The following is a 23,317-nucleotide window of genomic DNA, read 5'->3' on the forward strand; positions in this document are numbered from 1 at the left end:
GGAGACTGACGCCGTGCGTATCGCAATCGTGACCGACGCCTGGGAGCCCCAGGTGAACGGGGTCGTCCGCACGCTCCAATCGGTGCGGCGGGTGCTGGAGAGCCAGGGGCACCAGGTGCTGGTGGTCTCGCCGGACAAATTCTACTCGCTGCCCTGCCCGACCTATCCGGAGATCCGGCTGGCGATCACCAGCGTGGCGGCGGTGGGCGCGATGCTCGAGGAATTCGCCCCCAACGCGATTCACCTCGCGACCGAGGGGCCGCTGTGCGTCGCTGCACGCCGCTGGTGCCTGCGCCAGAAGCGGCCGTTCACCACCGCCTATCACACCCAGTTCCCCGACTATGTCTCGGCGCGCTCGGGCGTGCCGGCCGAGTGGATCTGGCGCTATATCCGCTGGTTCCACACGCCGAGCGCGACGATCCTCGCCTCCACCGCGTCGATCCGCCAGTCGCTGGTCGATCACGGCCTGCCCCAGGTGCGGCATTGGGGGCGGGGCGTCGACCTCGCCAATTTCCATCCGGACCTGCCGCCGCACCCGCGCATGGCGGACCTGCCCGGGCCGGTGCTGCTCTATGTCGGCCGGGTCGCGGTTGAGAAGAATCTCGAGGCGTTCCTCAGCGTCGATCGGCCCGGCACCAAGGTGGTGGTGGGCGACGGCCCGGCGCGGGCGATGCTGGAGGCCAAATATCCCGACGCGGTGTTCCTCGGCGCGCAGTTCGGCACCGATCTGGCGAGCGCCTATGCCGCGGCGGACGTGTTCGTCTTCCCCAGCCGCACCGATACCTTCGGGCTGGTGATGATCGAGGCGCTGGCCTGCGGCACCCCGGTCGCCGCCTATCCGGTCACCGGGCCGGTCGACGTGCTGACGCCGGAGACCGGCGCGATGGACGAGGACCTGGGCGCGGCGATCGACAAGGCGCTCACGCTCGACCGCGCCGCCTGCGCCGCCTATGGTCGCAGCTTCACCTGGGAGGCGAGTGCCCGGCAGTTCCTCACCGCGCTGGTGCCGATCGGTTGCGAGAAGGCGGCCGCCTGAATCGCGGAAACGCTTGCTCCCACGGGCAAGCTCCCCTACATCAAGACCATGTGTGGCCGCCCGTGATGGGCGGCCCTTATTGTTTCAAGTTCCGGAGATCCACCGTGGCCCAGCCGCTGATGCCGCACGCGACCGCTTCCTGGCTGGTCGACAACACGTCGCTGTCGTTCGAGCAGATCGCCGAGTTCTGCGGTCTCCACATCCTCGAAGTGCAGGCGATCGCCGACGATACCGCCGCGACCAAGCTCACCGGTCGCGATCCGGTGCGGGCGCACGAACTGACGATGGACGAGATCGAGAAGGGGCAGGCGAACCCCAATTACGTGCTCAAGATGCAGAAGGGCCCCGAGCAGGTCCGCCGCACCAAGGGCCCGCGCTACACGCCGGTCTCGAAGCGGCAGGACAAGCCGGACGGCATCGCCTGGATCCTGCGCCATCATCCCGAGGTTTCGGACGGCGCGATCGGCAAGCTGATCGGCACCACCCGCACCACCATCGCCGCGATTCGCGACCGCACCCACTGGAACATCGGCAACATCGTGCCGAAGGATCCGGTGACGCTGGGCCTGTGCTCGCAGCGCGAGCTCGACGCGCTGGTGGCCAAGGCCGCCAAGGCCGCCGGCATCGAGGCGCCGACCGACACCCGCCTCGAAGGCGACCGCGAGGCGCTGATCGAGCAGCTCCGCGCCGAGCGCTATGCCGCGAGCCACGTCCAGGAGGACGAGCAGGGCCCGATCGAGCACACCGCGGAAAGCCTGTTCAAGCACTGATTTCGCCTTCCCGGGCGTAAACGAGCGGGCCTCGGCGCATCCAGCGCCGGGGCCCGTTCTGCATCCAGGGGCAGCTTTGCGGGGGCGATCGGGTGCGGTATCAAGCGTTTGGGTGGTGGACCTGTGCCACCTTCACCCTTCCGGCGCTCCGCGCCTCCTTCCTTTTCCCGCCTGCGGGAGAGGGAGGGGGCCCGCCGCCGAAGGTGGTGGGGAGGGTGAGTGGTGTCGGAGAACGCCCGAACGGAGGAGGATCGCCATGTGTGACGAACATACCGCAGCCGACAACGACCGCGCCCTGGGCGGCCTCACCCGCCGCGGCTTCACCGCCGCCGCCGCCGCGACCGGCATGCTGGCGATTCTGCCCAGCCCCGCCAACGCCGCGACCGTGCAGGGCCGCGACGTCACGATCAAGACGGCGGGCGGCACCGCCGACGCCTATTTTGTCGCGCCGACCAGCGGCAAGCACCCCGCCGTGCTGGTCTGGCCCGACATCATGGGCCTGCGCCCCGCCTTCCGGCAGATGGCCGATCGGCTGGCGCAATCGGGCTATGCGGTGCTGACGGTCAACCAGTTCTACCGCTCGACCAAGGCGCCCTTCCTCAAGCCCGGCCAGTCGTTTGACCAGCCCGAGGTGCGGGCAATGATCATGCCGTGGCGCGAACCGCTCACTCCCGCCGCGATCACCGCCGACGCGAAGACCTTCGCTGCCTTCCTCGATGGCCAGCCCGAGGTGGACGGCAAGCGTGGCATGGGCAGCACCGGCTATTGCATGGGCGGCCCGTTCGTCGTGCGCACCGCCGCCGCGCTGCCGGGCCGGGTGAAGGCCGGGGGCAGCTTCCACGGCACGCCGCTGGTGACCGAGGCGGCCGACAGCCCGCACAAGCTGGTGCCGCAGCTGCAGGGCCGCTACCTGTTCGCCATCGCCGAGAATGATGACGCGCGTGCGCCGGGGGACAAGGAAGCGCTGCGTACCGCCTTCGCCGCCGCCAAGGTGCCGGCCGAGATCGAGGTCTATGCCGGCACGATGCATGGCTGGTGCCCGCCGGACAGCCGCGTCTACAACGCCGCCCAGGCCGACCGTGCCTGGGACCGTCTGCTCGCGATCTTCGCCAGCCTCTGATCGGCTTCTGATCGGTTGACCGGCCGGTCGTTTCGTGTTCCCTTCTTGTTCCCGGCGAGGCGAGTCGGGAACAACAGGGGTGGACGGCCATGGCAGATGAACTGATTCTCTATACCAACCCGCAGTCGCGGGGCCGGATCGCGCGCTGGATGCTCGAGGAAGTCGGCGCGACCTACCGGGTCGAGGTGCTCGACTATGCCTCGACGATGAAGGGCGACACCTATCTGGCGATCAACCCGATGGGGAAGGTGCCGGCGATCGTCCATGGCGGCAAGGTCGTCACCGAATGCGCGGCGATCTGCGCCTATCTGGCGGAAGCCTTTCCCGATGCGGGCCTCGCGCCGCTGCCGCAAGAGCGCGCCGACTATTATCGCTGGCTGTTCTATGCGGCAGGCCCGGTGGAACAGGCGACGACCAACAATTTCGCCAAGTTCGAGTCGGGCGAGCAGTCGCGCATGTTCGGCTATGGCAACTATGATCTGGTGGTCGACGTGCTCGACGGATTGCTCTCGTCGCGCGCCTATGTGACCGGCGACCGCTTCACCGCGGCGGACGTGTATCTCGGCTCGCAGATCGGCTGGACGACGCTGTTCGGCATGCTGCCCAAGCGCGACTCGTTCCTGGCCTATCTCGAACGCGTGCAGAGCCGCGAGGCGTACAAGCGCGCCTGGGCGCTCGACGACGCGGACGCGGAGGCGCAGAAGGCGGCCGAGCCGGCCTGATCGGCATAGCGGCGGGGTTGCGCGCTGGCCGGGCGCAGGGCGGGGCTGCAGATCCGTCCTTGCCGCCCGGGACGAAGCCCGGCGCATTGCGCGATCCACGGGCGGGGATCACGGCTTCGCAGCCGGGTACGGGAGATGGATATGGCCTTTGGGGGTAGTTGCCACTGTGGTGCAGTCGTCTTCGAGATCGCGGCGGAGGCGCCGAAGGAAGCGATGAGTTGCAATTGCTCGCATTGCCGACGCAAGGGCTTCCTGCTGTCGTTCGTGCCAGGCGATGCGCTGTCGATCGTGCAGGGCGAAGCGGCGCTCACCGACTATCGCTTCAACCAGCACAATATCGCCCATCGCTTCTGTTCGGTCTGTGGGTGCCAACCCTTCGGCATGGGCAAGGGGCCGGGGGGCGCCGCGATGGCGGCGATCAATCTGCGCTGCGTACCTACGATCGATCCGGACGACCTTGCCATCCAGAAGGTAGACGGCGCCAGCTTCTGAGCGCTGCCGCGGTGGCGGCGATGGCGCGCGTTTTGGGCGGGTGCGGAAGCCTTCGGCGCGAGTGCCGCGCGCCTGGGTGCCGCCAGCGTCGGGGCGTCGCGCTGCTGCTGCGATGTCGGCCGCGCGGTTACGATGAAGCGGGGGGCGTGCCGGCGCCAATTGGGTGAGTTCCGGGTGCACCCAGCTCCGGTGTGCGGCACCGAGCAAGGCGCGGACCATGTCGCTCGCTCTTCGTCCCGGCGTTGCAGCCCCGGCACGCCCTTCCACATGGGTTGGTCGGTGCCGGGGACGGCGCTGCTCGAAGCCGCGATCCGGCTATCGGTGCGGGTTCAGCCCTCGATCACGTAGTTGAGGAAGTCCGGGATCGGGCCGTTCCAGCCCTCGTCCGGGCCGTCGTCCTGGTCGCGGCGGCGGCGGCGGTCGTCCCGGACCGGGCGCTCCTCACGGACCGGGCGCTCGTCGCGCTGCGGGCGGGCGCGGCTTTCCTCGCGCGGTGCGGGGGCCGCAGGCGCTTCCTCGCGCGCCGGGGCCGCGCGACGCGACCTGGGCTTGGCCGGGGCTTCTGCTGCGGCTTCCTCGCGGCGCGGCGCGGCCTTCTTGGTGTCGCGCTTGCCGCCGCGCGTACGCTTCGGTGCCGGCGCGTCCTCGGCGCCGTCGACCGCGACCGGGCTCGGTACGCGCTCGATCTTGTGGCCGGTCAGCTTCTCGATCTCGGCGATGTTCTCGGCATCCTCGGGGGTCACCAGCGTGTAGGCGGTGCCGGTGGCGCCGCCGCGGCCGGTGCGGCCGATCCGGTGGACATAATCGTCCGGGTGCCAGGGCGCATCGAAGTTGAAGACGTGGCTCACGCCCTTCACGTCGATGCCGCGCGCCGCGACGTCCGAGGCGACGAGGATGTTGACGTCGCCGTTCTTGAACCGGTCCAGCTCGGCGATGCGGGCCGACTGGTCCATGTCGCCATGGATCTCGGCTGAGCGGAAGCCGTGCTTCTTCAGGCTCTTGTTCAGGTCGCGCACGGTCGTCTTGCGGTTGCAGAAGATGATCGCGTTGGACACTTCATCCTGCTGCAGCAGGCGGCGCAGCACGTCGCGCTTCACATGCGCGGTCGCCGACACCTGGACGATGCGCTGGGTGATGTTGGTGTTGGTGCTGGCGGGACGCGCCACTTCGATCGTCTTGGGATCGGAGAGGAAGCGATCCGCCAGTTTCTTGATCGGCGGCGGCATCGTCGCCGAGAACAGCAGCGTCTGGCGCACCTTGGGCAGCTTGGTGCAGATTTCCTCGATATCGGGGATGAACCCCATGTCGAGCATCCGGTCCGCCTCGTCGATCACCAGCAGGCTGCAGCCGGTGAGCAGGATCTTGCCGCGGCCGTAGAGGTCCATCAGCCGGCCCGGCGTGGCGATGAGCACGTCGACGCCCTTTTCCAGCGCCTTGACCTGATCGCCCATCTGCACGCCGCCGATCAGCAGCGCCATCGAGAGCTTGTGGTTGACGCCGTACTTTTCGAAATTCTCCGCGACCTGCGCCGCCAGTTCGCGCGTCGGCTCGAGGATCAGCGAGCGCGGCATCAGCGCGCGGGTGCGTCCTTCGCCGAGCACGTCGATCATCGGCAGCACGAAAGCGGCGGTCTTGCCGGTGCCCGTCTGGGCGATGCCGATCAGGTCCTTGCCCATCAGCACCGACGGGATCGCCTGGCGCTGGATCGGAGTCGGCTCGGTATAGCCGGCGTCGGTCACCGCGCGGAGAAGGTCGTCAGAAAGGCCGAGATCGGCAAAGCTCATGCAAATGTCCGGAAATAGGGCGCGTTGCTAGGCACCTTTACAGAAGGCATGGCGCTTGCGGATTCAGCCGCAAAAGTCAAGCTCAGCGTGCGCGAACGAGGTTCTTGAACGCCTGAACGGGGCAGGTCCTACCCGATCTGGAACGCAGCGCGTCGCGCCCGGCGCAGAACTTGGCGTCCTTGGTCGGCTTCAGATAGGCGCCCGAGTAGAAGCCGAGCGCCGGGCATTCGGCGCCGAGCTTGGCGCGGAGCAGCGATCCGTCCTCCAGGATCAGGTCGACGCTGTCGGCGGCGTTGACGGTGAAGCCCTGGATGCGGCCGACTGCGACGCAGCTCTTCGCGCGGCGCTCCACCACCGCCGGCGATTCGCGGACGACGATCGTGGTGGTCGTCACCGTCATGCGGGGCACGTGGATCGAGACATGCTGCTGGAAGGACGGCGCGATGGCGGCATCGACGGCCATGGCCGGGCGCGCCGCAGGGGCGGCGAGCAGCAGCGCAAGGCCGGCAGCGGCGATCGGCAGTTTCAACATGGTGGGATCGGACGGTAGATGCATCGGCTTGAACGGTGGATGAACTGCCGCACGCCATGCTAGTGCGCAACCATCATGATGACTCCCGAGCAGCAGCGCATCACCGCCTTTGCCGCCGAACGCTTCGGCCCCAAGGCGGTCACCACCGATCCGCACGATATCGAGCCCTGGCTTATCGACTGGCGTCGGCGCTACCAGGGCGCGGCGCCCGCGATTCTCTCGCCCGGCTCGACCGAGGAGGTGAGCGCGCTGGTGGCGCTGGCCAATGATCTCGGCGTCGCGCTGGTGCCGCAGGGCGGCAATACCGGTATGGTCGGCGGGGCGATCCCGCCAGCGGACGGATCGGCGCTGCTGGTCTCGACGCGCCGGATGCACCGCATTCGCCGCATGGATGCCGATGCCAATCTGGCCGTGGCCGAGGCCGGCGTGATCCTCGGCACCTTTCGCGAGGCGGCCGAGGCGGCGGGGCGCCGCTTTCCGCTCGATCTCGGCGCGCGGGGGAGTGCCACGATCGGCGGTCTCGTCTCCACCAATGCCGGCGGCGTGCAGGTGCTGCGCTTCGGCACGATGCGCGCGCTGGTCGCGGGCGTCGAGGCGGTGCTGCCCGACGGGTCGGTGCATGACGGGCTGTCGGCGCTTAAGAAGGACAATCGCGGCTACGATCTCAACCAGTTGCTGGTCGGCGCCGAGGGTACGCTGGGCATCGTCACCGCCGCGACGCTGCGGCTGGTGCCGGCGGCGGCGGCGCGGGCGGTCGCCTGGGTGGGGCTGGAGAGCCCGGCCAAGGCGCTCAGCCTGCTGCGCCGGCTGCAGGCCGCGACCGACATGGTCGAGAGCTTCGAGATCATGCCCGACGACACCGTCGCGCTGGTGCTCGCGCATGTGCCGGGCACGCGGCTGCCGCTCGCCGGTACGCATCGCTGGCATGTGTTGATCGAAGCGGTGACGAGCGATCCGGCTGCCGAGGCGCCGGCGACGGTGCTGGAGCGGATGTTGGCCGAGGCCTTCGAGGCGGGGCTGGCCGAGGACGCCGTGATCGCGGCAAGCGAAGCGCAGGCCGAAAGCTTTTGGCGTATTCGGCACGCGATTTCCGAGGCCGAGCGCTCGGCCGGGCCAGCGGTGCAGCACGACATCTCGGTGCCGGTGGAGGACATGCCGCGCTTCATGGTCGAAGGGGGCGCCGAGGCCGAGGCGCGCTTCCCCGGAACGCATGCGATCGCCTATGGCCATCTCGGCGACGGCAATGTCCATTTCCACGTCCGCGCGCCCAAGGGGGTGGACCGCAACCGCTGGTATGCCGAGGACGCGCCGCACATCACCCGTCTGGTGCACGACATGGTGGTCGCCGCCGGCGGGTCGATTTCGGCCGAGCACGGCATCGGGCAGATGAAGCGGGACGAACTCGCGCGCCTGTCTACGCCGGCGCGGATGGCGGCACTGCGCGCTATCAAGACCGCGCTCGATCCCAAGCTGATTCTCAATCCGGGAAAGCTGGTCGCGCTTGCGCCTGAAACATTGAGCAAATAGACCCCGGCGCGGTTGAAACGCCTTTCGACGAATAAAGTTCTCAGGAGATCCTCATGGCCAGCGCGCCGCAGCAGTCGCTTCCCTTGTTCTACAATCAGCTCGAACCGCTTTCGAGCCAGGTCCATGCCGATTTCCGCACGCGTTCGACCGACCGCGCTGCCTTCCTCGCCAACCAGCACGCGGTGCCGGTGACCGTCGAGGAATTCCCGCTGGTGCAGCGCTTCATGCCGATCGTCTTCTCGGTGGGCGAGGATCCCGTGCCGCTGGCGCTGATGGGCCTGAACGAAGGCGTGAACACCTTCTTCGACGCCGAAGGCAAGCTGGTCGACCCGAACTTCTACGTGCCGGCCTATATCCGCCGCTATCCGTTCCTGCTCGCGCGCCTGCGCCCGGAGAGCGACGAGCTGTCGCTGTGCTTCGATCCGACCTCGGACGTGATCGGCAAGTTCGAGGAGGGCGAGGCCCTGTTCGAGAATGGCGAGCCGAGCGAGATCACCAAGAACATCCTGCAGTTCAACGAGCAGTTCGAAACCGCCGGTGCCCGCACCAGCCAGTTCATGCGCGAGCTGAAGGACATGAACCTGCTGATCGACGGCGAAGTCTCGATCCAGCCGGACGGCGCGGCGCAGCCCTTCATCTACCGCGGCTTCATGATGGTCGACGAGAACAAGCTGAACGAGATGCGCGGCGACCAGCTGCGCAAGATCGTCCAGAACGGCATGCTGCCGCTGATCTACGCCCACCTCTTCTCGCTGGCGCAGATGCGCGAGCTGTTCGCCCGCCAGATGCGCGCAGGCTGGCAGCCCGAGGTCCAGCTGGTCGGCTGATACTACTTAATCCTCTCCTCCTTGGAGGAGGGGATTGGGGCGGAAGGATTTCAGACCAGAAGTCGGTCTCGGTGAGACCCTGCCCACCCCAACCCCTCCCCTTGAGGGGAGGGGCTTAGAGCCTGTTTGAAAATTTGCTCTTTCGCGAATTTCCAAACGGTCTCTTAGATGCTGCGATGATCCGGCATCTCCGGCCGCCTGGCGGCCCCCAAAAAACCACCCCGCCGTTCAATCGAAGAACTTCTGCGATGAGTTGCCTTGAACTCGGTCGCCTGCTCTCTATATCTTATAGGTACGGCTCGTGTCCCCCCTTTCGCGATGCCGTGCGACGCGCCTTCGGGCGTGTCTCCTCCCTGAACCTTGGCCACCTCGTGGGTAACCACGGGGTGGTTTTTTTTACGTGGCGATTACTCGGCGGCGAGCGCGCCGGGCAGGGTCTCGTCGGCGAGCGCGTCGATGATCGCGCGCAGCAGCGCCGCCACTGTCTCGGCACCGGGGCCGAGTTGGTCCAGCTGCGCATCCAGATAGAGCGACCGATCGATTTCGAGCTGCAGCGCATGCACGCCGCGGCGCGGGTCGCCGTGCCGCTCGAGGATATGGCCGCCGGCATAGGGCGTGTTGGCGGCGACCGCGATGCCGTGCTGCCGCGCGACGGCCTCCACCCGCGCCCCGAAGCGCGCGGCGGCGGCGCGGCCGAAGCGATCGCCGATCACCAGCCGCGGCGCGCTTTCGGGCGACCCCAGCGGCGGCATCGAGTGGATGTCGAGCAGCAGCGCGATGCCGAAGCGCGCCCGCGCCGCCGCCAGCGCCTCGGCGAGCGCGAGATGATAGGGGCGGTGGTCGGCATGGATGCGCGCGGTCACGTCCTCGGCGGCGAAGCGCCCGCGCCACAGCTGGCCGAGCGTGCCCACCCGCCGCGGCACCAGCCCCAGCCCGCTGCGCACCTTGGCCGACAAGGGGCGCCCGAGCAGATGCGCGCCCTCGTCGATCTGGGGGTCGCGTTCGTGCTCGGCGCGGTTGAGGTCGATCCAGGCACGGGCGCGGGTGGCGACGAACAAGGTCTCGTCGCGCCGTGCGCCCAGCGCCAGCGAATCGACATGCCGGTCCTCCAGCGCGCGCAGCACGGCGGGGGAAACGCGCAGGGCTGCAAGCAGCGACTCCGGATAGTCGCGCCCGCCATGGGGGGCGGAGAGCAGCACGGGGCTTTCCGGCGGTACCGGCCCGTAGCGATCGAAGCTGGCGGCGCTAGTCACCCGGGTAGCCTAGGCGCGCGCGCGCGTACGGGCAAATGATAGGGTGGCGGCGGCTGGAAAATCTTAAGGCCTTGCCGCATAAGGAGCGGGCGGTTGGTACCTAATGGGGTGAAGATGATCCGGATTCTGCTGGCCGAGGACGACCGCGTGATGCGCGAATACCTCACCCGCGCGCTGGAGCGCTCGGGCTATGCGGTCAGCGCTGTCGATCGCGGCACGGCGGCAGTGCCGCTGCTCGAGACCGAGCGATTCGACCTGCTCCTCACCGACATCGTGATGCCCGAAATGGACGGGATCGAGCTCGCCCAGCGTGCCGCCGAGATCGCGCCGGAGATGCGGGTGATGTTCATCACCGGCTTCGCCGCGGTGACGCTGCGCGCCGGCAAGCAGGTGCCGCAGGCGCGCGTGCTGTCCAAGCCGTTCCACCTGCGGGACTTGGTGCTGGAGGTCGATCGGATGTTCGAATCGGAAAATGTGGGGCTGAACTGAAAATTAGCGCTTGCGCGGGGGGCAGACCCCCGCTAGAGGCGCGCTTCCCGAGTTTCGGGCGCGTAGCTCAGTGGTAGAGCACTGTGTTGACATCGCAGGGGTCGCAAGTTCAATCCTTGCCGCGCCCACCATCAAAAACCCCGCCAAGCCACCGGCTTGGCGGGGTTTTTGATTTTGTGGCGGTTTTGATTCGCGTCTCGACGCAAGCCGGCGATTCGCGGCTGGTGTGCTGGCATCCTGACCGCGCTTGCAGCTTGGCGTGGCGGGTGTTCCGGCGTATCGGCCCCGATGCCGACCGTGGCGCCCGCAGAATTTTTTCCGCTTGTGGTGCGGATCCCGCAGGTCCGCGTCGTCGAAGGGCGTGGATTGTTGTTGCGCAACGTGTCGCCGGCGGAGGCCAACGTTTCGGAGCATGCGGGGTGCTCCGGAGTGTCCGGGTCGAACAAAAGCTGGCAAGTTGGCGGGACGATCGCAATGATGACAAGGGGATCCGCGATTGTCGCCACATTATAGCAGCGGACGAATCCGCGTTCTCACCTTCCTCCACAGCTTCGCGCCGGGCGGCGTGGAGCGTGTGGCGCTGCGGCTGGTCCGGCACTGGCGCGCGATGGGCGTGGACGCGCCGCTGTTCCTCGGCCGCGAGGACGGGGCGATGCGCGACGAGTTCGCCGATGTCGCCTATGAAATGCCGCGCCAGCCGCGCAGGCACCAGGGCGGCTGGGAAACGCTGTGGATGATCCTCACGCTGCCCGCTGCGATTCGGCGGCTGCGGCCCGACGTGCTGTTCGTCGCCGGTTCCACCTACACGATCGTCGCAGTGGCGATGACGCTGCTGCTCGGGCGGCGCTGCCCGCCAATCGTCGTCAAGGTCAGCAACGATCTCGCGCGGCGCGACCTCAATCCGCTTGGTCGCTTTTTCTGGCGCGCATGGCTGCGAATCCAGGCGCGGTGCGCGCGCAGCTGGGTGGTGATGGACGAGGCGATGCTCCCCGAACTGCCGCCGGTGATGGCGCAGCGCGGCCATGTCGTTCACGATCCGGCGATCTGCGCGATGCAGTTGCTGCCCGAGCGCGCCCAGCGCCCCGCCGGGCCGCGCCGCTTCGTGGCGATCGGCCGGCTGGCGCCGCAGAAGCATTTCGCGTTGATGCTGCGCGCCTTCGCCCGCGCGGTGCAGCCGGGCGAGACGCTGACGATCTTCGGCGACGGCGCCGAACGGCCCATGCTGGAAGCGCTCGCCGCATCGCTGGGCATCGCCGATCGCGTCCGCTTCGCCGGCCATGTCGCCGATGCGCCCGCGCATCTGCACGACTATGACGTGCTGCTGATGTCCTCGCGCTACGAGGGCGTGCCGGCGGTGGTGATCGAGGCGCTGGCCGCGGGCCTCGCCGTCGTTTCCACCGATTGCGGGGCGGGCCTGCGCAGCCTGCTCAGCCAGGGCCGTTTCGGCATGATCGTGCCGCAGAACGAAGCGCTGCTCGCCGAGGCGATCCGTACCGCACCCTGTGCGACTCCGGATCGGCCGGCGCTGCTCGCCTCGCTGCGGCGTTTCACCATCGAACGTTCGGCGCAGGATTATCTTGCGCTGTTCGTCGCGGCAGCGGAAGCGCATGCCGCCCGCCGGCCGATGCCGGTGGAGCAAGAGGTTCCTGCATGAAGTCTCCCGTGCAGGCGGTCCGCACCGCCTATGCATCGCTTTCGACGACCACCCGGGAACGGCTGCTCGCGATCATCGGCCTCGCCTTCTCGGCGGCCATCCTAGTCGCGGTGTTCTGGCAGCTCGACGGGATCGATTTCTCCGTACTTACCCAGACGCCGACCAATCCGTTGTTCTGGCTGTGCTTCGTCGCGACCTATGTGCTGTCGCCGTTCATGGACTGGCTGATCCTGCGCCGGATCTGGGGGCTGGGCGCCGCTGCCTTTCCCGCGCTGCTGCGCAAGCAGGCGGCCAATGAAGTCGTGCTCGGCTATTCGGGCGACGCGCAGCTCTATGTCTGGGCGCGGCGGACGCTGGGCCCCGAGGGTCGGCCGTTCGAGACGCTGCGGGACGTGGCGGTCACCTCGGCGCTGGCGGGCAATCTCGTCACCTTGGCGATGCTGGTGCTCAATGCGCCGATCGTCCATGGGCTCGCCAAGGGCGCGCTGTTCACTACGCTGCTGATCTCGACCGCGACGATCGTGCTCTCGTCGCTGGCGATCTTCTTCTTCCGCCGCTTCGTCTTCGCGCTGCCGCCGCGGCAGCTGGCGGTGACGATCGGCATCCATACCGCCCGGATCCTGCTCAGCCTGGTGCTCACCGCATTACTGTGGAAGCTGCTGCTGCCCTCGGTGTCGGTGGCGGCGCTGTTTCTGGTCGGCACGCTGCGGATGATGATGTCGCGGCTGCCCTTCGTGCCTGCCCGCGAGGCGCTGCTCGCACCGCTGATCGTTGCGCTGCTCGGCGACGCTGCCGGGCTGGCGGGCGCGGTGCTGTTCGTCGCCACGCTGATGCTGGCGGCGCATGTCGTGGTCGGCGGCGTTTCGGCGCTCGCCGACTTCGTCGCGCGTCCCCGGCCGCGCCTGGCCTGAGTCGCGCAAAAAGACGCTGGCGCCCGCGTGCCGCAGCCGCCATCAGCCGCGCCGGTATCAAGGATGAGGGACGGGTGATGGCGAAGACGGCGCTGGTGATCGGCGCGCTGCTGGCGGGGGTGCTGCTCGGCTTTGCCGCGCGCTGGCCCGCGGGCGCGTTCCTGGTGCCGTGGATCGACCTGGTCGCGCCGATCGGCGCCTTCTGGATCCGCGCGCTGACCATGACCCTGGTGCCGCTGGTGTTCGCGCTGGTGGTGAGCGGCGTGGTCAACGCGGTGCGCCACGGCCAGGGCGGGCGGCTGCTTGCGACCAGCTTCGCGGTATTCCTGCCGATGCTGGTGCTTGCCGCGCTGCTTGCCTGGGGGGCGCTGGAGATCGTGCTGTGGCTGTTCCCGTTGGGGCCGGACCCGCTCGCCGGGCTCCTCACCGCGGGCCCGCCGGCGGTGCCGCACGTGCCGAGCGCCTCCGAACAGATCCTCGCCATCCTGCCCGAAAACCCGATCGCGGCGGCGGCCAGCGGCGCGATGCTGCCCTTGGTGGTGTTTGCGATGCTGCTGGGCGTGGCGATCGCCCGCACCGAGGGCAACGGCCTGGCGGGGGTGATCGACGAACTGGCCAAGGCGATGACGCGGATCGTCGACTGGATCCTGCTCGCCGCGCCGATCGGCATCTTCGTGCTGGCGATGGGGGCGGGCAAGGCGGCGGGGGCGAGCGTCGCCGGCGTGCTGGCGCGCGACGTGGCGGCGGAGATCCTGTTCTGCCTGCTCGCGATCGGGATGTGCTATCTGCTCGTCTTCGGGCTACGGGCGATGCCGCTCGGGCGGTTCGCGCGCGGCATCGTGCCCGCGCAGGCGACCGCGGCGGGGACCTGCTCGTCGATGGCGACCGCGCCGGTCTCGATGGACGTGGCGCTCAACGGGCTGCAATTGCCGCGGGAAGTGGCGGGCACCACGCTGCCGCTTGCCATCTCCACGTTCCGATTGGCGACGACGGGGGTCACCGTGATCGAGGTATTCCTGGCGGCGCATGCGGCGGGCGTACACGCCTCGCCGGTGCAATGGGTGCTGGCGGGGCTGTCGGCGGTGATCGCGGGCATCGCCACGCCGGGGCTGCCGGGGGCGGCGATCCTCTATGCCTGCGACGCGCCGGGCATGCAGATCCTCGGCGCGCCGCTGGCGATGATCCCGCTCTACATCGCGGTATCGGCGATCCCGGACATGTTCATCACCACCGCCAGCGTCACCGGCCAGGTGACCGCGACGACCCTGGTCGCGCGGCTGGTCAGGCGAGGGAGCTGAGACCGGGCAGGGTGCCTGCGGCGATCGTCATGCTGCGACCGCCGATCCAGGCCTCGCCGTCTGCATCGTAATCGACGAAGATGCGCCCGCGCCGATCCAGCCTTGTGCCTTGTGCGGCGACATAGCTGCCGGTCACGCGGCCGCTGTCGTACAACCACTGCGCCGCCGAGGCGTTGAAGCTGCCGGTCACCGGATCCTCGATCACCGTGCCGAACGCGCCGCTGAAGATGGTGCGGATTTCCCAATCCACGGGTCTCCCCGCCGGGTGCGCGCCGATCAGGCCGATCTCGATCCGGTCGTCGGAGTGCCGCACCGGCTCTACGGCGAGGACGGCTTCCGCCGAGTCGAGCAGTACCGCAACCCAGCCGGGCCCGTTGTCCGCCCAGGCAGCATCGACGATCGCTTCCGGAGCGATCCGCAGCGCCGCCGCGAGCGTTGCGCGGGTCTCCGCATCCACGGGCCCGCTCCGCAGCAGCGGCGGCGCCGCGAAGGCGAGGCGGTCGCCCTCGGGGCGGATCGGGATCAGCCCGGCGCCGCATTGCTGGACGATCCGGTCCGCTGCCGCCGCCGCGCCGCCCGCCGCCAGCCAGGCGTGGCAGGCGCCCAGCGTCGGATGGCCGGCAAAGGGCAGTTCGCGATCGAGGGTGAAGATGCGGGCGTGATAGTCGGCGCCCGGCACGCTCGGGGGCAGCAGGAACACCGTCTCGCTCAGGTTGAACCAGCGGGTGATCGCCTGCATCGTCTCGGTGTCGAGATCGCCGCCGCCCTGCACCACCGCCAGCGGATTGCCGGTGAACGGGCCGTCATGGAACACGTCGACCAGCGAAAAGGGCGTCGTCATCTGCTGCATCTCCCCCGCCGCGCGTGCGGCACGCGGCGGGAGATTGCCGATTGTCGCGCGCATGGCAAGCGGATGCCGAACGGCCTTGCGGCCGCCGCTCCCCTGGGAGCGACGGCCGTGCAGCCTGGTTCGATCGGATCAGAAGGTGATGCCGAAGCCGGCGCTGATCGTCTCGCCGCTGTCCTTGCCGGTGAATGAGCCGGTGCGGTTGTTGGTCTTCCAGTGGATCAGGTTCAGCTGAACGCGGATGATGCTGTCCAGATACCAGTTGGTGCCGATCGTCGCGGCCTCGCCCTTGGTGGCGTTCGGGATGCCCGAATATTCGAGATTCTCGTACCGGGCGAGGATCTCGATCGCGCCCGGGCCGCCGTCGAACACCGGCCGCAGCACGCGCGGCTGGGCGAAGGTGCCGAGGCGCGGGTTGTACGGCGGCAGGTCGCCGGTGACGAAGAAGCCGGTCGACAGGCTCCAGGCCTTGCTCTCGAAGTCCGGGCGGCCGGCGTTGAGATGCGCGACGCGCTTGCCGGCCTCGCCCATCACCCAGAACGGGCCGGCATAGCCGCCCAGTTCGGCGCCATAGCCGGTGGTGCCGGTGCCGCCGACCAGCGTGCCGGTCTGCACGCGCAGATTGCCGTTGAAGCGGCCGCCGATCACGGTGTTGCGGGTCAGCGTGCCGGGTCCGCGCGACGACAGCGCCTCGTCGAAGCCCCACAGGCCGACATGGACGAGCGAGCGACCGGTCTTGTAGGGATTCCAGTGCGCGCGGGCCATCACGGTGCGGCTGTCATTGGTGGCCTGGGTGGCATCGACGCTGTCGCCGCTGAGCGTGATCGAGGCGTGGCCGGTATTCCAGAACAGGCGCGACATCAGCGCGATGCCATAGAAACCGCGCTGCGGAATGATCGAGGTGCCGACGACGTTGCGTTCCAGGAAGGGCGGCGCATCCGACCCGCCCGAACCTTCGAACCCGCGATCGTTGAACATGTTGCCGAAGCGGACGTCGTAGGAAACCTTGCCGATGTCGTTGCGCCAGCCGACGAACATCGTGCCGACGTCCGAGGTGTTGTCGGCGAAGTCGTTTTCGAACTGGTAGAAGAAGTGCGGGCCGACCGCGCCTTCGATACCGATACGCAGCGCGCGCGCGCCGGTGGTCGTGATGTTGCGGGTGTCGTAGTTCGAGCCGAAGGTCGAGCTGGCATGGTTGATGATACGGCCGCGCATCTTGAACAGGAACTTGCCGTCGGCGGAGCGGAAGATCGGCAGGCCCCCGCGCCATTCGGTGTTGACGTTCGAGACGTTCTCCAGCGCACGCGCCTGGGCGACGGTCTGATCGGCGAGATCGGCAGCCGCGAGCTGCGGCGCGAAGGAATCGGCGACCGTCTCGTCATTGGCGACGCTGACGCGCCGTTTCGGCGCTGCCTGCTGCTGCGTCGGCGCGGCAGCGGAGGCGCTGGCGGCGGGCGTAACGGGCCGGGCGCTTTCGATCTTGTCGAGACGGGCGCGCAGCGCGGCGATCTCTTCGGCCTGCGCCTTGAGCAGGTTTATCAGCTCGGCCTGATCTCCCGGCGTGTTCTGGGCGAGCGCCGGCGTGGCGAAGAGCAGCGCCGAAAGCGCCGCGCCCGCCAGGAACTTCGTCTTCATCGTGACAACCCCGTTTGTTGGTCCTGTGTCGCCAAGGGCAACTGAGTACCAGTATAGGACGGGACTATCGCGATGATCTGGCAATGAAATGAAAGATTCGGGTTTACGTAGAAATGCAATAGTGGCGTGTGAGGCGAATAAGCCGACCGTGTTTCGGTTATCGGTGCGTGAAAATGAACGTATTTTCTGTTATTGTGTTTGCACTTGTTCGTCGTTCCTGATGATCTGCAAGTGCGCTATATCCAATTTGATTACTCAGATGTTGCGCCTGGCCTAGGTGTTTTCCCGAGAGCCTCGATGTGATCGTCTCAGGGGCTTTTCCATTCGCACCAGCGGCACGCACACGCCGTCGATCGCGGCGGACAGGATCGGCTCCACCCGGGCATAGCCGCAGGCTTCGTAGAGCGGCACGCCGGCCATGGTCGCCATCATTTCGGCGCGCGTGAAACCGGCGGCGCGGGCGGCCTCCTCGCATAGGCCGAGTATGCGGCGACCGATGCCACGGCGGGTGAAATCGGGATTGGTGTACATCGCCCGGATCTTGGCGGCGTCGTGGGCGGGATCGAGCCTTTGCGGCGCGCGGGCGACGATGCTCGCGTCGCCGCCATAGAGCGTCGCGCGGAACGACCAGCCGCCGCAACCGGCGATCGTGCCCGCGCCGTCCTCGACAAGGAAATAGGTCTGGTCGGCGATCAGCTGGGTGTCGAGGCCCATCACCTGGTGGCTGGCGGCGACCTGCTCGGGGGTGAGGAAGTCGTGTTGGAGCTGCGCGATCGCGCGGGCCATCACCGCCCGCAGCGCCTCCAGGTCGTCTGGCTGGGCGAGGCGGTCGGGGAAGTCGGGCATCGGCGAGTTCCGGCGCATTCCTCCCCGTTCCGCAGGGCTATCGCATTTGAACCCGAAGGATATCGGCGCATCGAAAACCATCGTTATCCCGGCTTCCGCCGGGATGACGGGAGTCCTTGGCCATATGCGATTGCCCTCCCGGCACGGGGAGGGGTGTTGCCATTCTTAGTGGTTGTCGCGCGGGATGCCGTGCGTCTGGGCGATGCGCTGGAACTGCTCGGCGCCCTCCAGGATCGCGCCGGTGTTCATCTGGCCGACCACGGCGCGCTGGATCGCCTGCCACGGCGTCTGCGAGGCCGGATAGGCATAGCCGCCCGCCTCGGCCAGCACGCGGCGGCGCTCGGCGAGCTCGTCGGCCGGGATCAGCACGTCGGCGGTGCCGCGCTTGAGGTCGATGCGCACCCGGTCGCCGGTCTTGAGCAGCGCCAGGCCGCCCATCGCCGCCGCCTCGGGCGAGGCGTTGAGGATCGAGGGCGAGGCCGAGGTGCCCGACTGGCGGCCGTCGCCGATGCACGGCAGCGCATGCACGCCCTCGCGGATCAGATAGGCCGGCGCGCGCATGTTCACGACCTCGGCCGCGCCCGGATAGCCGATCGGGCCGGCGCCGCGCATCACCAGCAGCGTGTCGGTGGTGATGCCGACGGCGGGGTCGTCGATGCGGTGGTGGTAATCCTCGGGGCCGTCGAACACCACGACCGGGCCTTCGAACGCCTCCGGGTCGTTCGGGTTGGAAAGGTAGCGGTCGCGGAATTCGGGGCCGATCACGCTGGTCTTCATGATCGCCGCGTCGAACAGGTTGCCGCGCAGCACGATAAAGCCGGCTTCCTCGACCAGCGGCTCCTCGAAGCGGCGGATGACCTTCTCGTCCTCGATCGTCGCATGGCGGCAATTCTCGCCGATGGTCTTGCCGTTGGCGGTGATCGCATTCTCGTGGATCAGGCCCTGCTTCATCAGCTGGGCGACCACCGCGGGCACACCGCCGGCGCGGTAATAATCCTCGCCGAGATACTCGCCCGCAGGCTGCAGGTTGACCAGCAGCGGCACCTTGTGGCCGTGGGTCTGCCAATCGTCGAGCGCGAGCTCGGCGCCGACATGGCGTGCAATCGCGGCCAAGTGGATCGGGGCGTTGGTCGAGCCGCCGATCGCCGAGTTGACGACGATCGCGTTGAGGAATGCCTCGCGCGTCAGGATGTCGGAGGGCTTGAGGTCTTCCGCCACCATGTCGACGATGCGCTTGCCGGTGCGATAGGCGACTTCCTGGCGGTCACGGTACGGCGCGGGGATCGCCGCCGAACCCGGCAGCATCATGCCCAGCGCCTCGGCGAGGCTGTTCATCGTCGTCGCGGTGCCCATGGTGTTGCAATAGCCAGTCGACGGCGCCGAGGAGCTGACCAGACGGATAAAGCCTTCGTCATCGATCTCGCCGGCGGCGAGCAGCTCGCGTGCCTTCCACACGATCGTGCCGGAGCCAGTGCGCTCGCCGCGGTGCCAGCCGTTGAGCATCGGCCCGACCGATAGCGCGATCGCCGGGATGTTGACGGTGGCCGCCGCCATCAGGCAGGCCGGGGTGGTCTTGTCGCAGCCGGTGGTCAGCACCACGCCGTCGATCGGATAGCCGTAGAGCAGCTCGACCAGGCCGAGATAGGCGAGGTTGCGATCGAGTCCCGCGGTGGGGCGCTTGCCGGTTTCCTGGATCGGATGGACCGGGAACTCGATCGCGATGCCGCCGGCCTCGCGAATGCCTTCGCGGATGCGCTCGGCCAGCACCAGGTGGTGGCGGTTGCACGGGCTCAGGTCCGAGCCGGTTTGGGCGATCCCGATGATCGGCTTGCCCGAGCGCAGTTCCTCCAGGCTCAGCCCATAGTTGAGATAGCGCTCGAGATAGAGCGCCGTCATATCAACGTTGTCAGGGTTATCGAACCAGGCGCGGCTGCGCAGCTTGGGGGCAGAGTCGGTCATCGGAAAAGCCTTGCGGGAGGGGTAAGGTCAGTTGGTCGTCGAGAAGCGATAGACGATCAGGTTGCGGTACGTCTGCCCCGGATTGAGCCGCGCCGAGCCGAGCGCCGGCTGGTTGGGCGTGTCCGGGAAAACCTGGGGTTCGAGCGCGAGGGCGTCGCCCTGGCGATAGGCGTGGTTGGACTTGCCGATCGCGGTGCCGTCGAGGAAGTTGCCGGTATAGAATTGCACGCCCGGCTGGTTGGAGAGGATCTCCATCACCCGGCCGCTCGACGGATCCTCGACGCGGGCATGGAGCACCGGCTGGGCCGACACGGTCTTGGCGATCACGAAATTCTCGTCATAGCCCTGGCCGAACACGATCTGCGGGTCGCGACCGTCGCGGATGCGGGTGCCAATCGGGGTCGGCTTGCGGAAGTCGAACGGGGTGCCCTCGACCGGGCGGAGCTGGCCGGTGGGGATCAGCGTCTTGTCGACCGGCGTCGTGGTCTCGGCGGGGATCGTCACGACATGGTCGTAGATCGAGCGCTGCGAGGCTTCGCCGGCCAGGTTGAAGAAGCTGTGGTTGGTGATGTTGACGATCGTCGGCTTGGTCGTGGTTGCGGTATATTCGACCGACAGCTCGTTCTTCTCGTTCAGCGCATAGGTGGCGGTGACGGTGAGCTGGCCCGGATAGCCTTCCTCGCCATCGGCGGAGACGTAGCGCAGGGTGACGCTGGCATTCTCGCCGCTGGTCACCTTCTCGACGGTCCATAGCCGCTTGTCGAAGCCCTTCGGGCCGCCGTGGAGCGCGTTCGGGCCGTTGTTCTTGGCAAGCGTATAGGTCTGGCCGTCGATGCTGAAGGTGCCGCCCTTGATGCGGTTGGCGTAGCGGCCGACGGTGGCGCCGAAATAGTTCGGGGCGACCAGATAGCCCTGCATGTCGGTATAGCCGAGCGTCACGTCCTCGGACTTGCCGTTGCGGTCGGGCGCCGAGAGCGACTGGAGGATCGCGCCGTAGCTGATAATCGTGGCGCGCATGCCATGGCCGTTGGTGAGGGTGATGGCCTCTACCTTCTGGCCGTCGGCGGTGGTGCCGAAGGCGGCACGCGTGGCTTCGCCGGCCTGTGCGGACAGCGGAATCATCGCGGTGGCGAGCAGCGCGCCCTTGATAAGATAATTCATGCAATGCCTCTCCCTATCGGTTATCGCTGCTGCAAGCGGCGACGCGGCCGTTGACGCTGGACATCGGGTTGAATACTCCGACTAGAAAGCGAAGAGCAACCCCGCCGCGCCTGCCCGTGGCAAAAAACGAGAGGATCATACCAGCATGGCGGTCATGCCAACGTCAAAGGCTGCTCCGGCGGGGGCCGGGCAAGCCTCTCCCCCAACGCAATATGGACGCGCATTGGCCCTGCTGGCCACGCTGTTCTTCATGTGGGGCTTCATCACCGTGATCAACGGCACGCTGCTGCCGCATCTGCGCAGCGTGTTCGAGCTCAGCTATTTCCAGGCGGCGCTGATCGAGAGCGTCTGGTTCATCGCCTATTTCTTCGCCTCGATTCCCTCGGCCAAGCTGATCGAGCGGATCGGCTACCAGAAGTCGCTGGTCGTCGGGCTGCTGATCATGGCGGCGGGCGCGCTGGGCATGACGCTGGCGGCGAGCCTGCCCTCCTACGGCGTGACGCTGTTCATGCTGTTCGTGATCGCCAGCGGCATCACGCTGCTGCAGGTCGCGGCCAACCCCTATGTCGCGGTGATCGGCCCGTCGGAGACCGCCTCGTCGCGGCTCAACCTCGTGCAGGCGATGAACTCGGCCGGCACGATGCTCGCGCCGCTGTTCGGTGCCTATCTGATCCTCGGCCGCTCGAAGGGCGGCACGGCGGAGGCGGGCGCGACGCTCACCCAGGCCGAGCGCCTGGCCGACGCGCATGCGGTGATCCTGCCGTACGTGCTGGTCGCCGTCGTGCTGCTGGTGCTGGCGATCGTGATCGCGCGCTTCCCGCTGCCGGCGATGGGCTCTGCGACGAGCCGCGTCGCCAAGGAGGAGCGCAAGCACCATTCCTTGTGGAACCACCGCAACCTGGTGTTCGGCATCGGCGCGATCTTCATCTACCTGATCGCCGAGATCGGCGTCGGCAACCTGTTCGTGAATTTCGTCAGCCGTCCCGAGATCGGCAACATGACGACCGAGCAGGCGGGCCGCTACCTCACCCTGCTCTGGGGCGGGATGATGGTCGGCCGCTTCGTCGGTTCGGCGATCATGCAGAAGGTGGATGCGGGGATCGTGCTCGCCGCCTTCTCGATCGCCGCGTTCATCGTGATGATGGTCACCGTGTTCACCCAGGGCGAAGTGGCGATGTGGTCGCTGATCCTGGTGGGCCTGTTCCACTCGATCATGTTCCCGACGATCTTCACCCTCGGCATCAAGGGCCTCGGCCCGCTGACCGAAGAGGGCTCGGGCCTGCTGATCATGGCGATCGCCGGCGGCGCGCTGGTGGCGGTGCAGGGCTGGCTGGCCGACCAGTACGGCCTGCAGCACTCGTTCCTGCTGACCGCGATCTGCGAGCTGTACATCCTGTTCTATGCGCTGTGGGGCTCCAAGCCGACCAACGCGATCGAGGACTGATCCGGTGCCCGCCTCCTCCGGGCTCGGCTCGGGGGAGGCGGCGCTGATCCACGCGGCAGCCCCCCGCATCGAGGGCGAGATCGATGCCCGAAAGTTCCGAAAGTTCCGGGAAGGCGACACAAACCCGATCCTCCGTGACGATTCGCGATCGACCGAAGTGGAACAAATCATAAACAAGATGTGTAGGAAAGCAGCTTTCGTCGCGGCAGGACGCGCGGCTCGACGGAAGCCGACGCTTTGCCCTCACATCGAGAGGCGGGTGTCTTCCAGCGCCAGGTCGACCAGCGTGCGCATCGCTGCCGCCGCCGCATCCGGATCGCCGGCCGCGATCGCATCGAATACCTTGATGTGATCGGGCACCGGATCGCGCGGCAAAGCGCGGGCGCGCTGCTTGTACTTGGTCGTCCAGCTCACCGCCGCGCCGATGCTGGCGCTCAGCGCGACCAGTGCGTTGTTGTGCGTGGCTTCCAGCAGCGCATCGTGGAAGTCGCGGTCCGCCGCCCGGCCGGCATCAGTGGCGAGCGTGTGCCGGCGCATCTGGGTGAGCGCGTCGCGCATCGCCTTCACGTCGTCGCGGTCGCGGCGTTCGGCCGCAAGGCGGGCGGCGGCGGGCTCGACCACGGCGCGCAGCTCGAACAGGTCGCGGACGAAATCGGTGTCGGGCTCGCCCGAAAAGGCCCAGGCGAGCACCTGCGGATCGAGCATGTTCCAGCGGCTGCGCGGCAGCACGCGGGTGCCGGCCTTGGGGCGGCTCTCGACCAGCCCCTTGGCGGTGAGCACCTGCACTGCCTCGCGATAGGCGCTGCGCGACACGTCGAGCGCCTCGGCATTGGCCACCTCGCCGGTCAGCTTCTCGCCGGGCGCGATCGCGCCGGAAACGATCTGGGTGCCGAGATAATGCGCGATCGCCCCGCGCAGGCGGCGGCCCGAGCCCTTGGGCGTGCGGGTAATCGGCTGCACGCCTGCCTCGTCCACGCCGTCCGCCTGATCGTCCAATGCCATCCGCTCGC

The 23,317-nt window shown here is 68.0% G+C and carries 21 protein-coding genes and 1 tRNA gene; 13 read left to right on the forward strand and 9 right to left on the reverse strand.

Annotated features, from left to right (window positions below; all coding sequences use genetic code 11):
- Positions 1-13: 13 nt before the first annotated feature.
- The 5 genes from GGR89_RS14975 to GGR89_RS14995 all read left to right on the forward strand — a co-directional run bounded on the left by GGR89_RS14975 (position 14) and on the right by GGR89_RS14995 (position 4,140).
- Positions 14-1,036, forward strand: a complete 1,023-nt coding sequence (locus tag GGR89_RS14975) for a glycosyltransferase family 4 protein (RefSeq protein WP_125976317.1) — start codon at positions 14-16, stop codon at positions 1,034-1,036.
- A 119-nt stretch (positions 1,037-1,155) separates the two neighbouring features.
- Entirely contained in the window at positions 1,156-1,806 is a 651-nt protein-coding gene (locus GGR89_RS14980) for a DUF1013 domain-containing protein (RefSeq protein ID WP_125976370.1), read from the forward strand.
- A 256-nt stretch (positions 1,807-2,062) separates the two neighbouring features.
- Entirely contained in the window at positions 2,063-2,926 is an 864-nt protein-coding gene (locus GGR89_RS14985; RefSeq protein WP_125976319.1) for a dienelactone hydrolase family protein, read from the forward strand.
- A gap of 89 nt (positions 2,927-3,015) precedes the next feature.
- A complete protein-coding gene (locus GGR89_RS14990; protein WP_125976321.1) occupies positions 3,016-3,648 on the forward strand; it encodes a glutathione S-transferase family protein in 633 nt (210 codons plus the stop codon).
- Between the two features lie 141 nt (positions 3,649-3,789).
- A complete protein-coding gene (locus GGR89_RS14995; protein WP_125976322.1) occupies positions 3,790-4,140 on the forward strand; it encodes a GFA family protein in 351 nt (116 codons plus the stop codon).
- 329 nt (positions 4,141-4,469) lie between these two features.
- On the opposite strand, the gene GGR89_RS15000 is transcribed toward GGR89_RS14995, so the two are convergent.
- Complete coding sequence (locus GGR89_RS15000) at positions 4,470-5,924, reverse strand: DEAD/DEAH box helicase (protein WP_167712999.1); 1,455 nt, start codon at positions 5,922-5,924, stop codon at positions 4,470-4,472.
- An 82-nt stretch (positions 5,925-6,006) separates the two neighbouring features.
- Positions 6,007-6,480, reverse strand: coding sequence for a hypothetical protein (locus tag GGR89_RS15005; RefSeq protein WP_245201699.1), 474 nt, complete (start codon positions 6,478-6,480; stop codon positions 6,007-6,009).
- Positions 6,481-6,534: 54 nt separating this feature from the next.
- Between GGR89_RS15005 and GGR89_RS15010 the strand changes: the two genes are divergently transcribed.
- Together GGR89_RS15010 and GGR89_RS15015 are read left to right on the forward strand one after the other, a co-directional pair.
- Complete coding sequence (locus GGR89_RS15010) at positions 6,535-7,983, forward strand: FAD-binding oxidoreductase (protein ID WP_125976374.1); 1,449 nt, start codon at positions 6,535-6,537, stop codon at positions 7,981-7,983.
- A gap of 53 nt (positions 7,984-8,036) precedes the next feature.
- Positions 8,037-8,810, forward strand: a complete 774-nt coding sequence (locus GGR89_RS15015; protein ID WP_125976326.1) for a SapC family protein — start codon at positions 8,037-8,039, stop codon at positions 8,808-8,810.
- A 407-nt stretch (positions 8,811-9,217) separates the two neighbouring features.
- Here the strand turns inward: GGR89_RS15015 and GGR89_RS15020 are convergent, their stop codons facing one another.
- Positions 9,218-10,063, reverse strand: a complete 846-nt coding sequence (locus tag GGR89_RS15020) for an N-formylglutamate amidohydrolase (RefSeq protein WP_125976328.1) — start codon at positions 10,061-10,063, stop codon at positions 9,218-9,220.
- A gap of 114 nt (positions 10,064-10,177) precedes the next feature.
- On the opposite strand from GGR89_RS15020, the gene cpdR reads away from it, so the two are divergent.
- From cpdR to GGR89_RS15045, 5 genes are all read left to right on the forward strand, one after another.
- Entirely contained in the window at positions 10,178-10,552 is a 375-nt protein-coding gene (cpdR, locus tag GGR89_RS15025) for a cell cycle two-component system response regulator CpdR (protein ID WP_066726103.1), read from the forward strand.
- A gap of 56 nt (positions 10,553-10,608) precedes the next feature.
- A tRNA-Val gene (locus tag GGR89_RS15030) sits at positions 10,609-10,683 on the forward strand.
- 365 nt (positions 10,684-11,048) lie between these two features.
- Positions 11,049-12,206, forward strand: coding sequence for a glycosyltransferase (locus GGR89_RS15035; protein ID WP_209092276.1), 1,158 nt, complete (start codon positions 11,049-11,051; stop codon positions 12,204-12,206).
- A complete protein-coding gene (locus GGR89_RS15040; RefSeq protein WP_125976329.1) occupies positions 12,203-13,117 on the forward strand; it encodes a hypothetical protein in 915 nt (304 codons plus the stop codon). The genes GGR89_RS15035 and GGR89_RS15040 overlap by 4 nt, the downstream gene beginning before the upstream one ends.
- A 77-nt stretch (positions 13,118-13,194) precedes the next feature.
- Positions 13,195-14,415, forward strand: a complete 1,221-nt coding sequence (locus tag GGR89_RS15045) for a dicarboxylate/amino acid:cation symporter (RefSeq protein WP_125976331.1) — start codon at positions 13,195-13,197, stop codon at positions 14,413-14,415.
- On the opposite strand, the gene GGR89_RS15050 is transcribed toward GGR89_RS15045, so the two are convergent.
- The 5 genes from GGR89_RS15050 to GGR89_RS15070 all read right to left on the reverse strand — a co-directional run bounded on the left by GGR89_RS15050 (position 14,399) and on the right by GGR89_RS15070 (position 20,863).
- Complete coding sequence (locus GGR89_RS15050; RefSeq protein WP_125976333.1) at positions 14,399-15,256, reverse strand: PhzF family phenazine biosynthesis protein; 858 nt, start codon at positions 15,254-15,256, stop codon at positions 14,399-14,401. The genes GGR89_RS15045 and GGR89_RS15050 overlap by 17 nt on opposite strands.
- Before the next feature lie 138 nt (positions 15,257-15,394).
- On the reverse strand, positions 15,395-16,897 hold the full coding sequence (locus GGR89_RS15055) for an OprO/OprP family phosphate-selective porin (RefSeq protein ID WP_125976335.1): 1,503 nt from the start codon (positions 16,895-16,897) through the stop codon (positions 15,395-15,397).
- Between the two features lie 273 nt (positions 16,898-17,170).
- Positions 17,171-17,743, reverse strand: coding sequence for a GNAT family N-acetyltransferase (locus GGR89_RS15060; protein WP_125976337.1), 573 nt, complete (start codon positions 17,741-17,743; stop codon positions 17,171-17,173).
- 165 nt (positions 17,744-17,908) lie between these two features.
- A complete protein-coding gene (locus tag GGR89_RS15065) occupies positions 17,909-19,702 on the reverse strand; it encodes an IlvD/Edd family dehydratase (RefSeq protein ID WP_125976340.1) in 1,794 nt (597 codons plus the stop codon).
- 27 nt (positions 19,703-19,729) lie between these two features.
- Positions 19,730-20,863, reverse strand: a complete 1,134-nt coding sequence (locus tag GGR89_RS15070; protein ID WP_125976342.1) for an aldose epimerase family protein — start codon at positions 20,861-20,863, stop codon at positions 19,730-19,732.
- Between the two features lie 145 nt (positions 20,864-21,008).
- Here GGR89_RS15070 and GGR89_RS15075 point away from each other — a divergent pair, with 145 nt between their 5' ends.
- Entirely contained in the window at positions 21,009-22,307 is a 1,299-nt protein-coding gene (locus GGR89_RS15075) for a sugar MFS transporter (RefSeq protein WP_125976344.1), read from the forward strand.
- A gap of 243 nt (positions 22,308-22,550) precedes the next feature.
- Here GGR89_RS15075 and GGR89_RS15080 read toward each other — a convergent pair whose 3' ends face one another.
- Positions 22,551-23,309 (reverse strand): FadR/GntR family transcriptional regulator, encoded by a 759-nt coding sequence (locus GGR89_RS15080; RefSeq protein WP_125976346.1) that lies wholly within the window; start codon positions 23,307-23,309, stop codon positions 22,551-22,553.
- Positions 23,310-23,317: the final 8 nt, after the last annotated feature.

This window comes from Sphingomonas trueperi, assembly GCF_011927635.1.
Taxonomy (GTDB): Bacteria; Pseudomonadota; Alphaproteobacteria; order Sphingomonadales; family Sphingomonadaceae; genus Sphingomonas; species Sphingomonas trueperi.

Bases quoted from the DNA above. Each gene is read 5' to 3' on its own strand.
- GGR89_RS14980 (WP_125976370.1), top strand. From the start codon at position 1,156: ATGCCGCACGCGACCGCTTCCTGGCTGGTCGACAACACGTCGCTGTCG.
- GGR89_RS14985 (WP_125976319.1), top strand. From the start codon at position 2,063: ATGTGTGACGAACATACCGCAGCCGACAACGACCGCGCCCTGGGCGGC.
- GGR89_RS14990 (WP_125976321.1), top strand. From the start codon at position 3,016: ATGGCAGATGAACTGATTCTCTATACCAACCCGCAGTCGCGGGGCCGG.
- GGR89_RS14995 (WP_125976322.1), top strand. From the start codon at position 3,790: ATGGCCTTTGGGGGTAGTTGCCACTGTGGTGCAGTCGTCTTCGAGATC.
- GGR89_RS15000 (WP_167712999.1), bottom strand. From the start codon at position 5,924: ATGAGCTTTGCCGATCTCGGCCTTTCTGACGACCTTCTCCGCGCGGTG.
- GGR89_RS15005 (WP_245201699.1), bottom strand. From the start codon at position 6,480: ATGCATCTACCGTCCGATCCCACCATGTTGAAACTGCCGATCGCCGCT.
- GGR89_RS15010 (WP_125976374.1), top strand. From the start codon at position 6,535: ATGACTCCCGAGCAGCAGCGCATCACCGCCTTTGCCGCCGAACGCTTC.
- GGR89_RS15015 (WP_125976326.1), top strand. From the start codon at position 8,037: ATGGCCAGCGCGCCGCAGCAGTCGCTTCCCTTGTTCTACAATCAGCTC.
- cpdR (WP_066726103.1), top strand. From the start codon at position 10,178: ATGATCCGGATTCTGCTGGCCGAGGACGACCGCGTGATGCGCGAATAC.
- GGR89_RS15040 (WP_125976329.1), top strand. From the start codon at position 12,203: ATGAAGTCTCCCGTGCAGGCGGTCCGCACCGCCTATGCATCGCTTTCG.
- GGR89_RS15045 (WP_125976331.1), top strand. From the start codon at position 13,195: ATGGCGAAGACGGCGCTGGTGATCGGCGCGCTGCTGGCGGGGGTGCTG.
- GGR89_RS15050 (WP_125976333.1), bottom strand. From the start codon at position 15,256: ATGACGACGCCCTTTTCGCTGGTCGACGTGTTCCATGACGGCCCGTTC.
- GGR89_RS15055 (WP_125976335.1), bottom strand. From the start codon at position 16,897: ATGAAGACGAAGTTCCTGGCGGGCGCGGCGCTTTCGGCGCTGCTCTTC.
- GGR89_RS15060 (WP_125976337.1), bottom strand. From the start codon at position 17,743: ATGCCCGACTTCCCCGACCGCCTCGCCCAGCCAGACGACCTGGAGGCG.
- GGR89_RS15065 (WP_125976340.1), bottom strand. From the start codon at position 19,702: ATGACCGACTCTGCCCCCAAGCTGCGCAGCCGCGCCTGGTTCGATAAC.
- GGR89_RS15070 (WP_125976342.1), bottom strand. From the start codon at position 20,863: ATGAATTATCTTATCAAGGGCGCGCTGCTCGCCACCGCGATGATTCCG.
- GGR89_RS15075 (WP_125976344.1), top strand. From the start codon at position 21,009: ATGGCGGTCATGCCAACGTCAAAGGCTGCTCCGGCGGGGGCCGGGCAA.
- GGR89_RS15080 (WP_125976346.1), bottom strand. From the start codon at position 23,309: ATGGCATTGGACGATCAGGCGGACGGCGTGGACGAGGCAGGCGTGCAG.